This is a genomic window from Halomonas sp. GFAJ-1 (genome assembly GCF_000236625.2).
GTDB lineage: Bacteria > Pseudomonadota > Gammaproteobacteria > Pseudomonadales > Halomonadaceae > Vreelandella.
In genome coordinates, this window is the sequence record NZ_AHBC01000008.1 from 167,301 (window position 1) to 180,093 (window position 12,793).

General features: G+C 53.8%; 12 protein-coding genes. 5 read left to right on the forward strand and 7 right to left on the reverse strand.

Features of this window, described 5'->3' with window-relative positions; translation table 11 throughout:
* Positions 1-39: 39 nt before the first annotated feature.
* On the forward strand, positions 40-894 hold the full coding sequence (locus MOY_RS03110; RefSeq protein ID WP_009096391.1) for an AAA family ATPase: 855 nt from the start codon (positions 40-42) through the stop codon (positions 892-894).
* 3 nt (positions 895-897) lie between these two features.
* Complete coding sequence (locus MOY_RS03115; protein ID WP_009096392.1) at positions 898-2,076, forward strand: vWA domain-containing protein; 1,179 nt, start codon at positions 898-900, stop codon at positions 2,074-2,076.
* 87 nt (positions 2,077-2,163) lie between these two features.
* Here the strand turns inward: MOY_RS03115 and MOY_RS03120 are convergent, their stop codons facing one another.
* From MOY_RS03120 to MOY_RS03130, 3 genes are all read right to left on the reverse strand, one after another.
* On the reverse strand, positions 2,164-2,694 hold the full coding sequence (locus tag MOY_RS03120) for a cytochrome b (protein ID WP_009096394.1): 531 nt from the start codon (positions 2,692-2,694) through the stop codon (positions 2,164-2,166).
* 180 nt (positions 2,695-2,874) lie between these two features.
* Positions 2,875-4,275 carry a hypothetical protein gene (locus tag MOY_RS03125; RefSeq protein WP_009096396.1) on the reverse strand — a complete coding sequence of 467 codons (1,401 nt, stop codon included), beginning with the start codon at positions 4,273-4,275 and terminating at the stop codon, positions 2,875-2,877.
* 318 nt (positions 4,276-4,593) lie between these two features.
* Complete coding sequence (locus tag MOY_RS03130) at positions 4,594-5,151, reverse strand: hypothetical protein (RefSeq protein ID WP_009096398.1); 558 nt, start codon at positions 5,149-5,151, stop codon at positions 4,594-4,596.
* A gap of 175 nt (positions 5,152-5,326) precedes the next feature.
* Between MOY_RS03130 and MOY_RS03135 the strand changes: the two genes are divergently transcribed.
* The gene (locus MOY_RS03135; RefSeq protein WP_009096400.1) at positions 5,327-5,716 is read left to right on the forward strand and encodes a RidA family protein; all 390 of its coding nucleotides are present in this window, start codon (positions 5,327-5,329) and stop codon (positions 5,714-5,716) included.
* A gap of 24 nt (positions 5,717-5,740) precedes the next feature.
* Here MOY_RS03135 and MOY_RS03140 read toward each other — a convergent pair whose 3' ends face one another.
* Both MOY_RS03140 and MOY_RS03145 read right to left on the reverse strand, forming a co-directional pair.
* A complete protein-coding gene (locus MOY_RS03140) occupies positions 5,741-7,192 on the reverse strand; it encodes a cobyric acid synthase (protein WP_009096402.1) in 1,452 nt (483 codons plus the stop codon).
* Between the two features lie 10 nt (positions 7,193-7,202).
* The gene (locus tag MOY_RS03145; protein ID WP_009096405.1) at positions 7,203-9,392 is read right to left on the reverse strand and encodes a S8 family serine peptidase; all 2,190 of its coding nucleotides are present in this window, start codon (positions 9,390-9,392) and stop codon (positions 7,203-7,205) included.
* Between the two features lie 463 nt (positions 9,393-9,855).
* Between MOY_RS03145 and MOY_RS03150 the strand changes: the two genes are divergently transcribed.
* A complete protein-coding gene (locus MOY_RS03150; RefSeq protein ID WP_035539879.1) occupies positions 9,856-10,776 on the forward strand; it encodes a glutaminase in 921 nt (306 codons plus the stop codon).
* Positions 10,777-10,783: 7 nt separating this feature from the next.
* On the opposite strand, the gene MOY_RS03155 is transcribed toward MOY_RS03150, so the two are convergent.
* Positions 10,784-11,632, reverse strand: a complete 849-nt coding sequence (locus tag MOY_RS03155; RefSeq protein ID WP_009096409.1) for a methylated-DNA--[protein]-cysteine S-methyltransferase — start codon at positions 11,630-11,632, stop codon at positions 10,784-10,786.
* 90 nt (positions 11,633-11,722) lie between these two features.
* A complete protein-coding gene (locus MOY_RS03160; RefSeq protein ID WP_009096411.1) occupies positions 11,723-12,196 on the reverse strand; it encodes an Lrp/AsnC family transcriptional regulator in 474 nt (157 codons plus the stop codon).
* A 142-nt stretch (positions 12,197-12,338) separates the two neighbouring features.
* On the opposite strand from MOY_RS03160, the gene MOY_RS03165 reads away from it, so the two are divergent.
* Positions 12,339-12,680, forward strand: coding sequence for a LysE family translocator (locus MOY_RS03165; RefSeq protein ID WP_009096413.1), 342 nt, complete (start codon positions 12,339-12,341; stop codon positions 12,678-12,680).
* Positions 12,681-12,793 lie beyond the last annotated feature (113 nt).

A 12,793-nucleotide genomic window follows, 5' to 3' on the forward strand; every position in this document is an offset into this window, starting at 1 on the left:
ATTTTTAAAACTCGTTTCGACAAGCCGAGGCACTCCCCCATGGCGTTTGATTCTACTTCTTCTTACATCGCAACTGATGCACTCAAACAGGCGGTCAATGCCGCTGTTGTGCTGCAGCGTCCGCTGCTCATTAAAGGCGAACCCGGTACCGGTAAAACACTGCTGGCCGAGGAGCTCGCTGAATCCCTTGGCACTAAGCTGATTACTTGGCACATCAAGTCCAGTACCAAAGCGGCCCAGGGGCTTTATGAGTACGATGCGGTTAGCCGCCTGCGCGATTCCCAACTGGGCGTTGAAGGCGTGGAAAACGTAGGTAACTACATTAAGCCAGGCAAGCTATGGGAAGCGTTTACCGCAGGCGAGCGTGTCGTCCTACTGATTGATGAAATTGACAAAGCGGATATCGAGTTTCCCAACGACCTGCTACAAGAGCTGGATCGTATGGAGTTTCATGTTTATGAAACCGGCGAGACCATTCGTGCCGAACAACGCCCAATTATCGTGATCACCTCGAATAACGAAAAAGAGCTGCCCGACGCCTTCCTACGCCGCTGCTTTTTCCATTACATCGAATTCCCTGATCGCGCGACCATGCAAGCAATTGTGGATGTCCACTTCCCGGATATCGCCCCCAGGCTGGTCGGCGAAGCCTTGGAAGTCTTTTTTGATCTACGCAACGCCCCAGGGCTCAAGAAAAAACCTTCCACCTCGGAGCTGGTGGATTGGTTAAAGCTACTGATGAGTGATGAGCTTGCCCAAGAAGCGCTCTATAACCGCGACCCAGCCAAAGCCCTGCCTCCGATGGCCGGTGCGCTGGTCAAAAACGAGCAGGATACACAATTACTGGAGCGCTTGGCCTTTATGCTGCGTCGCCAGAAAGGCTCAGGCCGTTAAACGATGTTTATCAGCCTGTTCGACACACTAAAACGCGCTGGTGTGCCCGTCTCACTCCGCGAACTACTTGACCTCCATGCGGTGGTTGAACGTGGCGTCGTGTTTGCCGATATGGAAGCGTTTTATCAAGTCGCCCGCACCGTAATGGTCAAAGATGAGCGCTACTTCGACCGCTTCGACCGCGCCTTTGCCGCCTGGTTTAAAGGCATTGAGGATATGGACGCCGCCATTGAGGCGCTGATCCCCGATGAGTGGCTACGCCGGGAGTTTGAGAAACAGCTCAGCGACGAAGAGAAAGCCAAAATTGAATCCCTAGGCGGACTTGAAGAACTGATCGAAACCTTCAAAAAACGGCTCGAAGAGCAGAAAGAGCGCCACGCCGGCGGCAACAAGTGGATTGGCACCGGTGGCACCAGCCCTTTTGGTGCCTACGGCTACAATCCGGAAGGCATTCGTATTGGTCAGGATGGCTCGCGCCACCGCCGCGCCACCAAGGTATGGGACGAACGGCGCTTTCGCGATTACGATGATTCACTTGAACTCGGCACTCGCAATATCAAAATGGCCCTGCGACGGCTACGCAAGTTTGCCCGCCAAGGGGCGCTTGAAGAGTTTGACGTGGACAGCACCATTCGTGAAACCGCTCGCGATGGCGGCTTGTTAAATGTTCAAATGCGTCCAGAGCGCCACAACGCGGTTAAAGTGCTGCTGTTTTTGGACGTTGGCGGCTCCATGGATGACCATATACGCGTCTGCGAAGAGCTGTTTTCAGCCGCGCGTTCAGAGTTCAAGCATCTGGAGCACTACTACTTCCATAATTGCCTGTATGAAGGCGTGTGGAGAAACAACCTGCGCCGGGGCAACGAGCGCATTCCCACCATGGATGTGCTGCACACCTACGGCGCAGATTACCAGGTAGTGATTGTCGGCGACGCCGCTATGTCGCCCTATGAGGTCACTCACTCAGGCGGCAGTGTGGAGCACTTTAACGAAGAGGCGGGTGGCGTGTGGCTTAAACGCCTTTGCGACACCTTTCCCCGTTTGGCGTGGCTAAACCCTATGCCGCCCCGGGCCTGGGAGTACACCTACTCGACTCAGCTAATCCGCGAAATCATCGAAGACCGCATGTATCCGATGACGATGGAAGGTTTAGAAACCGCCATGCGTCAGTTGGCTAAGTAGAGGGCTAAAAAAGCGCGCTCCGCTGGTAATGCGAGGCGCGCTTTCAATACGCTGGGTTAGAATAGCCAGGTCAGTAACGCTTACCAATTACGCCATACGCTTTAGCACATCATGATTAGTTAGCCTGCGGTGCATAACCGCCATTACGATATGGCCGACGATCAGCGCTAACATCGCCCAGCCTAGCTCGCCGTGTAGCAAGCCGCCTAGGTCTACCATCCAATCAATACGCTCACCCTCAAAACCCGGCATTAGATTGACGCCAAAAACATCCAATGCCCGGCCCGAGCCATATTGGCGTATTAAGGCAATCGTGGGCACAGCAACCATTAAGCCGTACAGCGCCAAATGACCTAGTTTTGCCATCACGCTCACTGAAGGCGGACGGCGCGATGCATTGATGAGCGCCCACACAATGCGTAACAAAATAAGCGCCATAAGCATTACGCCCACAGTACGGTGCGTACCCCATAAGAAAGATTCCAGCGCAGTATCTTCCAAAAGCACTCGCGCCGTGGCACCGCTAAACTGCCATAAAAAAAGCAGTGCCATCGCCCAATGCAGCGCCCTACTCACCAAACCATAGCGGGAGTGGGTATCCCTTATCGCTAACGCCATACGCCTTTACCTCTTAAGTAACAGTTAACACACCTATATTTTACTGGGCTAAACACGCAACATCATGACAACACTCAGTATTTTTGTTGCTTAAACTCGAACGTGTTGTTGCAAAAAAAACCGGCAGGTCTATAAAGACTGCCGGTTTTTTTAACAGCTTGTATTAGTGCAGCGTCTTACCTAACTAATCGGTTTTTCCTCCACCTCGACCACCGCATCTTCTTCCACGTGGATAGGCTCATCAGCCTCATCTTCCGCATGGCTTCGCGCACGGTGTTCAATCATAAAGTAGAGAATCACCCCAATTCCCAGCCCCCACGCAGCGCCGTGTGTAGCCAGCACCACACCCATAATGCCAGCGACCCCCATGGCCGTTGCGTTTTTAATCTGCTCTACCGCAACCGCAATACACAAATAACCGGTAATCAGCAAAGTAATCGAGAGCGCAATGGGCAGTACCGGGCGGAAGAGCGTTACCAGCGGCAGTAAGAATAGCGCCAAAAAGCCCACTATCCAGAATACCGACGCCCCCGAATAAATAGTATCCATGGCGCCGCGGCCATACCGGTAGCGCTCAGCAATAGTGGCCATTGCCCCGGTAAAGAGCGGCCCGGCAAGGCCTGGGTAAGGAGCAAACATAGAGTGCATTAGGTTTCGCAAGCCCGTGATCAGGTGAACACGATCAACATTCACTTCGATTTTCTCATCCGGCCGCAAATGATCCACACGCTTGATCAAGCTCTGACCCACAATGATGTCACCAAAGGCAATTATGTAAGCGATGATAGCGGTAGGTATAGCGGTGACCAGTAGATCAATACCCGGCGCACCAATGGTAAACGGCAGGTAGGCCCAGATGCCGCCAAAGTCCGGCACGGCAATGCCCCACTCCACCGTAGGCATCGGGTACTCCGCTACCCCCCAGCCAATCGCCATGGTAATTAACATACCGGGCACCATGCCATAGGCGGCGATATTACGCGCCCAACGGAATTTTTCAGTCAGGTCGCGAAACGAAAGTGAAAACAGGACATACAGGGTAATTAAACCACCAATACCCAGTGAAATAGGCGTTTCATAAAGCCTCCCGCCAACGCTAATTTCGCCACTTATCGCGGCGATACCAGCGCCCAACAAAATGCCCGCCTTGATGGAGTCCGGCACGCTGTTAACCAGCTTCGTACCTAAACGCGTCACCGCCATAAATAGGAAAATCGCCGTGACCATTAGCTGCAGTGCCACCATCGCGCGGATAGCTTCCGGCCCTGGCTCAAACTGACCAATAAACAGCAGTACCACGGGAATAGCGGGCGTAATCCACCCCGCCACAAAAGGCACCCCGAGCAACGGGGGAAGAATAAAACCGATACCACACACCACGACATACGCTAGTGCCACTTCATAGGGCAGCCCTAGATACTGCTCCAAAAGCGGAATCATCCCCAGCCCGATAACAAACATGACCAGCGCCTGAATGGTCTCGGGTATTTCCCAGCGGAAATGGATAAAGGGCAAACGAACTTTGAAGGGGCCAACGGGCCAGTAGGGATGTTCTTCCCCGTATTTACGTTTGAGCAGCACAGCGTTTCCTCACGGTGTCTGGTTATTCATTATTAATATCCTTGAGTATTGTTGTTGTTAGTTGAGTGCTTTTTACTCAGCTATTAATCAAGATAACATTCGACCTTTCGTGCATGGCCCAGCTAAAACGCACCTAATATTGCAGTAACTGCAAAAGCGCAAACCGCTAACAAGGCAGCAAAAACCACTAAAATCGGCTAAAACTTGTTAAGATAACGCTTACATGCAGACAATAGCCCACCGCAAAATGACGTCAACGTAAACGTCATCTTTTAGTCTTATAGGCAAGGCCGCCCTCTTAACGCGGCGGCATTAAATTCAAAACGTGCTGGGAAAGTTATTTAAGCCCGACAGAAAAGCCTCTTTAGCGTCAGAAAATGCGTTGGGGTCATGCTTAAAACGGCGCAAAATTAGCGCTTCGTCCAGATGGAGGGTGGGCACCAGCTCATCACTGCTTTTAGCAGGATGACGCGCGCCTAAACCGATCCGCTTACCTTCACTATCAAACCAGCGTTTAATACCGCACTGCTGGTAAAATGCTTCTTCTTTGTCGCTAGCCACCTCAACACGCAGCGGTGCTTTTAAGCTGAGCTCACTGATTAAGCGCGCTTTAGCGCCTTGTTTAAATTCGCAGGCATGGGTGACGGTCATACCCTGACCTTTTTCATCCAGCACCAGCAGTGCAAGTGCTAGAGGCTTCCCTTCACCGTCAACGCCTGCCAATAAACGTGCAGCCTCTTGGGCAAACAGCACGTTTTTTGTGCCTGTAAATACCACCAACGGCGTTAGCCCTGCCTGCTGACCGTAAACTTCGGCACATAGGGTTGCCAAACTCGCATCGCGCGGGCCGCTCTGACTAATATGAACTACCTTCATTACGCTCTCTCTTTGCGCTTGATCATGACGCCAAAACGACTCTGGCGCGTTTTAAAAGCCCGCCAGCGTAGAGCAAAGCCACCGCCAGCACCACCCTCTTAATAGAAGGGAACCACATTCAACAACCACAGTCGCACTAAAGGCAAAACGGCTATTTTGTCGTTAAGGAGAACGAATGCCACAGTTTAATAACGACCCGACACTGCCTAAGCCCAGCTTTCCAGGAAGCCACATGGTCATTGACGACCATTATGTGTTTATTTCGGGACTTACCGTTGCCGATATTTCTAATGGTCAAGCTGTCCGCGGCAATATTAAAGAGGAAACACAGTTAGTTATGCACGAACTTAAGCGCATGCTGCAGCAAGAAGGCGGCAGCTTAGCGGATGTTTTACGAGTGGATATACATTTAGCAGATTTAAAACAGATCAACGCGCTAGACAGTATCTATGCTGAATTTTTTGAGCCTGGTCGTTACCCCGCGCGCACCTGCACGGAGTCGCCACACCTCTGTGGTGGCAGCGCTGTCGAAATCACCCTAATGGCCACGCGCCAGCGCGATTAACCAGCACCCATCTTTGTGGCTCGTTTAGCTAACATTGAGCATTTTGAGTATCGCGCCTATATCCAAGTGAGCTTCTAGCGTGTCCGCCAAACGATCCAGCTCTTTCTCACGGTGGGCGCGGTAATCGACCTCCACCGTATTTTTTAATCCTAAGTGCGTGAGCAACGCTCGGCAGGCTTCCGGGTGGTCAAACACGCCGTGCACATAGGTACCTAATATCTGGCCGTCGCTACTGATTGCCCCATCCCGATGGCTGCCTAGGTCAAGCAGTGGCTGGTTTAGAGCGGCTCCTTCACTAATCCCATTGTGAATCTCGTAGCCGATCACTGCCGCGTCCTGCCCCACCATCGTGCCACTAACATTGCGTAACTGCTTGCCAGCCACCATTCGCGTGGTCATCGGTAGCAGTCCAAGCCCAGCAACTTTTCCTGGACTGCCTTCTAGCCCTTCTGGATCATCTACCCATTCACCCAGCATTTGGAAGCCACCGCAAATACCCATCACTTTGCCACCATAGCGCAGGTGGCGAGTAATCGCTGCCTCCCAGCCTTGGCGCTTAAGCCATGCCAAGTCGCTGGCCGTACTTTTGCTGCCGGGCAGGAGAATCACATCCGCTGGGGGGATCTGCCGGTCAGGTCCTACAAACGTCAGCGATACCTGCGGGTGCAGGCGCAGTGGGTCGAAATCCGTGTGGTTACTCATGCGCGGTAGCGCGGGAACGATAACGTTGAGGGGCTGGCTTGCCTGCGGGGCCTGAGTTAAACCAATACTATCTTCCGCGTCCAACAGTAACCCCTGCACATAGGGCAGCGTACCCAGTACCGGCTTGTCAGTGCGCGCCTCTAGCCACTCAAGCCCAGGCTCCAGCAGCGCAATATCTCCCCGAAAACGGTTCACGATAAAACCTTTGGTGCGCGCCTGCTCGCTGTCACTTAATAGCGCCAGCGTACCTACGAGCTGAGCAAAGACGCCGCCACGATCAATATCGCCCACCAGCAGTACCGGGCAGTCGGCAGCTTCAGCAAAGCCCATATTGGCGATATCGCCTTTACGTAGGTTGATTTCCGCAGGGCTACCCGCGCCTTCGGCAATAATCACGTCATAGCGCTGCTCTAAGGCCTGCCACGCTGCCATGACGCTCTCTTTCGCTGTGCGCTTAAACGCATGGTAATCCAGTGCATCCATATGGCCATGCACCTTGCCGCGCAGAATCACCTGGGCGCCGCGATCAGTTTCCGGCTTCAGCAGTACCGGGTTCATATCGCTATGGGGAATGACGCCTGCAGCCTGGGCCTGTAGCGCGGTGGAGCGGCCAATCTCGCCGCCATCGCTGGTCACCGCGCTATTCAGGGCCATGTTCTGGGGCTTAAACGAGGCCACCGACATCCCCCTGCGCTTGAGAACACGGCACAGACCCGCCACCACGGTGCTTTTTCCTGCATCCGAGGTGGTGCCTTGAATCATTAGTGTGGTCATAGCGCGCCTATTACCAAGCGTAGATGTAGTTCACCATGGCCGCTGAGTCGCTCGGTGCGCCAGCATCGTGACCAGGGTCTCGGGTATGCAGCATGTTAACCTGCCACTGGCTGTGCTCACTGGTCGAAAACCCATACCCCAATTCGATATCGAGCTGGCGACCTGACGGCTCCAGAGAAGCGCTTCGCGTTTCACGCACAACGCTGCCATCCAAACGACGACCCACCGGCACATCGAAAGTGGCATTCGCGCTATCGATGCGAAGCGGTTGGCGTAGCGTTAACGCCCAGCGTTCAGAACGTGCGCCCTGCCCTTGCCACTGAATGCCCAATGCCATTTGCTGCGCACTAATGTCATCAACGCTGGACAATAAGCCACGTCCTGAGGCACTACCACGGCCCTGCTCAAATTCAGCAAAGCCGCTAATGTTATCAAACTGAGCTTGAACGCTTAGCCCAGCAAAATCCATTTGATTATCGTCGCCAAGGCTAAGGGCGCCACTACCGCTAGCCCCCAGCAGACCCTGCTGCTCTGTCAGCTGGCCAACATAGCTATTGACGCTCAGTCCAGGCATTATTTGCCAAGTAAGCCCCAGACCCGAACGCCGTGCTTGGTAGTCGCTGACAGCATCGTCGCCAGAATCCCCCGCCCAGTGGGATGCCGTCATACTGAGCCGTTGGCCCAGCGCATAGCGGGTTTCGATACCCTCCACCGTATCGAATGCTTGGGTAAGCGCCGACCCCGTTTGAAAAGAGATCATGGGCATCACACCCAGCTCTGCGACATTGCCCATAGGGCTTGGCTGGTTACCTGCAAAGCTAAACGCACTCAATTGAGTATTGCCAAAAGCCCCGTCAAAGCGGCTAGCCAGTAAATCACCGGCAACATTACTGCGGGCGGTGAAGCGGTAATTGCCGTCGATAGCGGTATGCGTCTCAGTAGCAGACGAAGTGGCTTTTGCCATCTGCTGCATCTGCCCGCGCCGCTGCGTGGCCTGTGCGGTGCGCGGCAGCGTATTGCGCCCCAAATCAATGGCGTAATCCCGGCCCAGCGCGTCAAACGCAACCACATTCTCCAGCACACCAGAAGTGGCTATAGAATTGCCATAGGCCTCGGAAAGCTGCAAGAAAGACGCATCGGCCAGCGCCCCGCCCTCTGCCACACGCTGGCTTTGGCTGACCAGTAGATCGCCTTCAGGCGCAAGTGCAGCGTCGATATCAGCAATACCTTGGCCTAAATAGAAGGCACCGCAGTTCAGCGTGCCGCTAGCGCCGCAGTTATTCTGCTGAAACAACGCGCTCTCCTGGCTCGCCGTATCCAACAGTCGCTGGCTAGCCTGCTGAGCCGTTAAATGTGGCCATTGCCCCACAATACCCGCGGCATACTCAGAAATTTGTGCCGCTGAAATCGACGTGCCCTGGGCACCCACCCTTCGGTTGACGAACCCCGTTCCAATGGAGCGTGCCTGCAACCGAGCATCATCTCCTGGATAGCTACTTGAAGGGTGAATTCTGCCATCCGACGTAGTGCCTACCGCGATAAGCATCATCTCGTAAAGCCCAGGCTGGCTTGTGTAAATTGGGTTACCTCGGGTATCAATGGCGCGGCCAGTATTGCCTGCGCTAACGACGTAAATGGCGCCTTTGCCACCGTTAGCATTGACAACACGCTGGTACGAGGTAGCCGAGGTCACCCCATTAAAAGAGAGCCTGGGGTCGCTGGCCTCTAAGCGGCGGGAAAAGCTGGCGTTAATTACTCTGGCACCGCGACTGGCCGCTTCACCAATAGCGTAATCGAGTGCGTTGCTGAAGGTGTTACCTAGGCTATCCTCTACTTTCAGCAGGTCTAAGCGGGCATTACCCAAATTTCCGCTAGTAATCGCGGAGGAAACGGCATTGCCGTGCCATTCATCAAAACCGCTAACATCTGATGTGCCGCTATAGACATCTAAGCTGTCGATCACTCGCTCGCTATTAGTGATAGAGGCGACATCGAACGCACTATCTGCCACCGCCACTCTTACCAAACCAGGCCCAAGCGGTATGGGGAGTTGGCCGGCACTCAGGTTAGGAGAAGAGCCGCCAGGGGTATGCACACCCTGGCTGCTATCGCCACCGCCGCCGCTTGAACCACATCCTGATAATGACAGAGTGCCGAGCGCGATCCCTACCGCCAGGAAGAGAGGGCGGCGCTCAAGCATGAGGGCCACTTAGGTATTCAATGAAAGAAAACATGAGATTCGTTACCAGTTTCGATGCAGGGGATGAGATGCTGAAGCATTAAATACTGATAAAAATAACGAATCAAGTTAATAAAAGTATTAAAATACTCATCAAACAGCACACTTAGTAAAATTAAAAACAGCTGATTAATGTTGTATTTACAAATAAAGCGTCTAATTAAGCTATCGTTTATTCTAACTATTACTTGTCCGATAGTGACGGACCACCTCTTAAAACGATAAGAAAGAATGCCACCCAAAATGCCATATAGCGCTTAAGTAACTTAGGGGTTACGTCTTAGGAGGCCCCTTCGGCACTTGCCAACATCAAGGTCACTCTAAACGGGCCTTATACCGTGTTGAATGGGCACACATCAGCAGACAGATTCAGCATTTTCCGCTAGGGTAGCGGCCCCCACGCTACCAAACGACGATGGATTTCATGCAAGAGTTGCTTAACGACATTGCCACCCAGCTAGCCCTGGAAACCGAGCGGGGCAAAGTAGCGGACTACATCCCACAATTAGCCCATGTCGACCCAAACCAATTTGCCATTAGCTTGGCAACAGTAGATGGCCAGCGCTTCTCTGCGGGCTGCGCCAACACGCCGTTCTCAATCCAGAGTATTTCCAAAGTTTTCACACTCACCATCGCACTGGGCAAATGGGGCGATGGGCTGTGGTCTAAGGTTGGCCGCGAGCCATCTGGCGACCCGTTCAATTCCATTGTGCAGCTTGAACATGAAGGCGGTAAACCGCGTAACCCGTTTATCAACGCCGGGGCCATTGCAGTAGTGGATGCCATTATGATGGGCCACGAACCTAAAGAGACCCTGGCGGAAATATTGAGCTTTGTGCGTTACATTGCTGACGACAACAGTATCTGCTTTGACCATCAAGTCGCCGCTTCGGAAATGCAGCACAAAGACCGCAATGCATCGCTTGCCCACTTTATGAAAGCCTTTGGCCACCTGCGCCACGATGTCGATAAAGTGCTGGGCACCTACTTCCACCAGTGCGCCATCGCCATGAGCTGCGAGCAGCTTGCCCATGCGGGGCTGTTTTTGGCCTCAGATGGCGTCAATCGCCCCAGCAATCTGCGCGTGGTATCACCCCAGCGGGCGCGACGAATTAATTCACTTATGATGATGTGCGGCCACTACGATGCGTCAGGGGAGTTTGCTTTCCGTGTTGGCTTACCTGGCAAAAGCGGCGTAGGCGGCGGCATTTTAGCGGTTGCCCCTGGTCGCGGCTCGTTGGCCGTATGGTCACCGGGGCTGGATAAATTTGGCAATAGTCTGCTAGGCACGCGCGCCCTGGAAATGTTTGTCCAACACACTGGTTGGTCGGTATTTGGGCACTAATTCAGGGTTAGTGCGGTTCAAGCAAGGGGGAGTGCCGGGCCGCTTCCCACGCCTGCACCTGCAGCTTGGTTTCAACGCCCCAACGGTAGCCACCGAGAGCACCGCTTTGTTGAATCACCCGGTGGCAGGGAATCCACAACGCGATGGGGTTAGCGCCCACGGCATTGCCCACCGCACGGGAAGATTTAGGTGCCCCAAGCGCCTGGGCAATATGGGAATAGCTGGCCAGCTGGCCTTCGGGAATGGTAAGCAACGCTCGCCAAACATTAATCTGGAAGTTTGTACCGCTAACGTGCAGCCGTAGCGCCCCCGACGCGGCGCTTTGTTGAGGCTCAAACAGCGCATCCACCACGTGGTGCGTGGCGTCTGGCTGGTGGTTAAGCGAGCTGCGGGGCCAATCGGCGGCTAGTTGGGCTAGCATCTCCTCTTTTGGTGTCGCCGCAAGAAAGCCCATGCGGCAAATACCTCTGGGAGTCGCCGCCACCAACACCTCGCCAAACGGCGTAGGGTGCACGCCATAAGCAATCTCGACGCCCTGCCCTTGACGCTTAAACTCCCCGGGTGTCACCGCCTCCAGCGTGACAAAATGATCGTAAAGCCGCGAGCCGCCGCTTAACCCCAATGCCTGGGCAGTATCGGTAAGGCTCTGGGCAGATGCAATTAGCTGCTTACCCCGCGCCAGCGTCAGCGCCTGCAAAAAGCGCTTAGGGCTCACGCCTGCGTAGCGGCAAAACAGCCGTTGGAAATGGAACGCGCTCAAATGTACCTGCGCCGCCACTGTTTCCAAACTGGGCTGCTGGGTGGCATTCGCCACCATAAAGGCCATGGCTTTCTCGATACGGGCATAGTCTGTCACAGTGAGTCCCCACCTAAACGCAGAGCATGCGCCAAGCTTAACCAGCCACGCCCGCTTGTCCTACCCGAATCTTGCGCAAAAGAGCATCGCTTACTGTTTCAGCGGCAAAATGCCGTACTCCTTCACCGGTTGAATCGCAAAGTTGCTGCGAATATCGCTCACTCCAGGCAAGCGTAGCAGCGTATTGGTTAAAAACGCGTCGTAAGCCGTCAGGCTCGGCACGACCACTTGTAACAAAAAGTCTGATTCACCGGATACCAGGTGAGCGGTGACTACTTCAGGCAGCTTTACCACGGCGTCGCGGAAGGCGTTTGCCTGCTCTTCATGGTGTCGCTCCACCTTAATACCAACAAACACGGTTAACTCTAAGCCAACGCTTCGGCGATCAAGCTCTGCATGGTAGCCGCGAATAATGCCACTCTCTTCCAAGCGCCGCACACGGCGTAAACAAGGAGACGGTGACAAGTTCACCTTCTCTGCTAGCTCTACATTTGTTAAACGCGCATCGCCTTGGAGTAACGCAAGCAGTCGGCGGTCGGTAGCATCCAACTTGCAATTTGGCATATGTGAGTATTTCCATTATTAAAATTGGCACAAAATACTAAAAAATTAATTTTCATGGGTGTAAATGGCAAGAAAATGCTTAGCACTTTAACGTTACCATGAGTCTCTTCTCAAGACGATTTAGCACTCACAGGACGCAGCCATGGAGCTCGGGCTTTTTATCGGCGCTTTAGCCATTGTTTATCTAATTCCCGGCCCTGATATGCTGCTCGTTCTGCATACCAGCAGCACCCTTGGTCGTGGCCACGGGCTGGCTACTGCGCTCGGGCTGGCAATTGCCAGAGGCGCGCATGTCGCCTTGGCAGGGTTAGGATTAGCAGCACTTTTTATTGCGGCTCCGTGGCTATTTGATGTGGTTCGCTACGCCGGTGCCGCCTACTTGGTTTGGCTAGCTTTGCAGCTTATCCGAGCACGGCCTAGCCCCCGTACCAAACAGCACGCAACACTGAACCGCCCCGGTTATTCCGGAGACCGGTTTGTTTGAGTCAGGCAGCTTCACCCGACTCCTCCAGTTGACGATAATACGTCCTTTCTCGTTCTGCTGGTGGAACGTTTCCGATGGGTTCCAGTAGTCGGCGATTGTTGAACCAGTCAACC

Excerpts from the sequence above, each read along its gene's own strand:
- MOY_RS03140 (WP_009096402.1), bottom strand. The coding sequence starts at position 7,192 with ATGACCACACTAATGATTCAAGGCACCACCTCGGATGCAGGAAAAAGC.
- MOY_RS03150 (WP_035539879.1), top strand. The coding sequence starts at position 9,856 with ATGCAAGAGTTGCTTAACGACATTGCCACCCAGCTAGCCCTGGAAACC.
- MOY_RS03120 (WP_009096394.1), bottom strand. The coding sequence starts at position 2,694 with ATGGCGTTAGCGATAAGGGATACCCACTCCCGCTATGGTTTGGTGAGT.
- MOY_RS03145 (WP_009096405.1), bottom strand. The coding sequence starts at position 9,392 with ATGCTTGAGCGCCGCCCTCTCTTCCTGGCGGTAGGGATCGCGCTCGGC.
- MOY_RS03165 (WP_009096413.1), top strand. The coding sequence starts at position 12,339 with ATGGAGCTCGGGCTTTTTATCGGCGCTTTAGCCATTGTTTATCTAATT.
- MOY_RS03135 (WP_009096400.1), top strand. The coding sequence starts at position 5,327 with ATGCCACAGTTTAATAACGACCCGACACTGCCTAAGCCCAGCTTTCCA.
- MOY_RS03115 (WP_009096392.1), top strand. The coding sequence starts at position 898 with ATGTTTATCAGCCTGTTCGACACACTAAAACGCGCTGGTGTGCCCGTC.
- MOY_RS03110 (WP_009096391.1), top strand. The coding sequence starts at position 40 with ATGGCGTTTGATTCTACTTCTTCTTACATCGCAACTGATGCACTCAAA.
- MOY_RS03130 (WP_009096398.1), bottom strand. The coding sequence starts at position 5,151 with ATGAAGGTAGTTCATATTAGTCAGAGCGGCCCGCGCGATGCGAGTTTG.
- MOY_RS03160 (WP_009096411.1), bottom strand. The coding sequence starts at position 12,196 with ATGCCAAATTGCAAGTTGGATGCTACCGACCGCCGACTGCTTGCGTTA.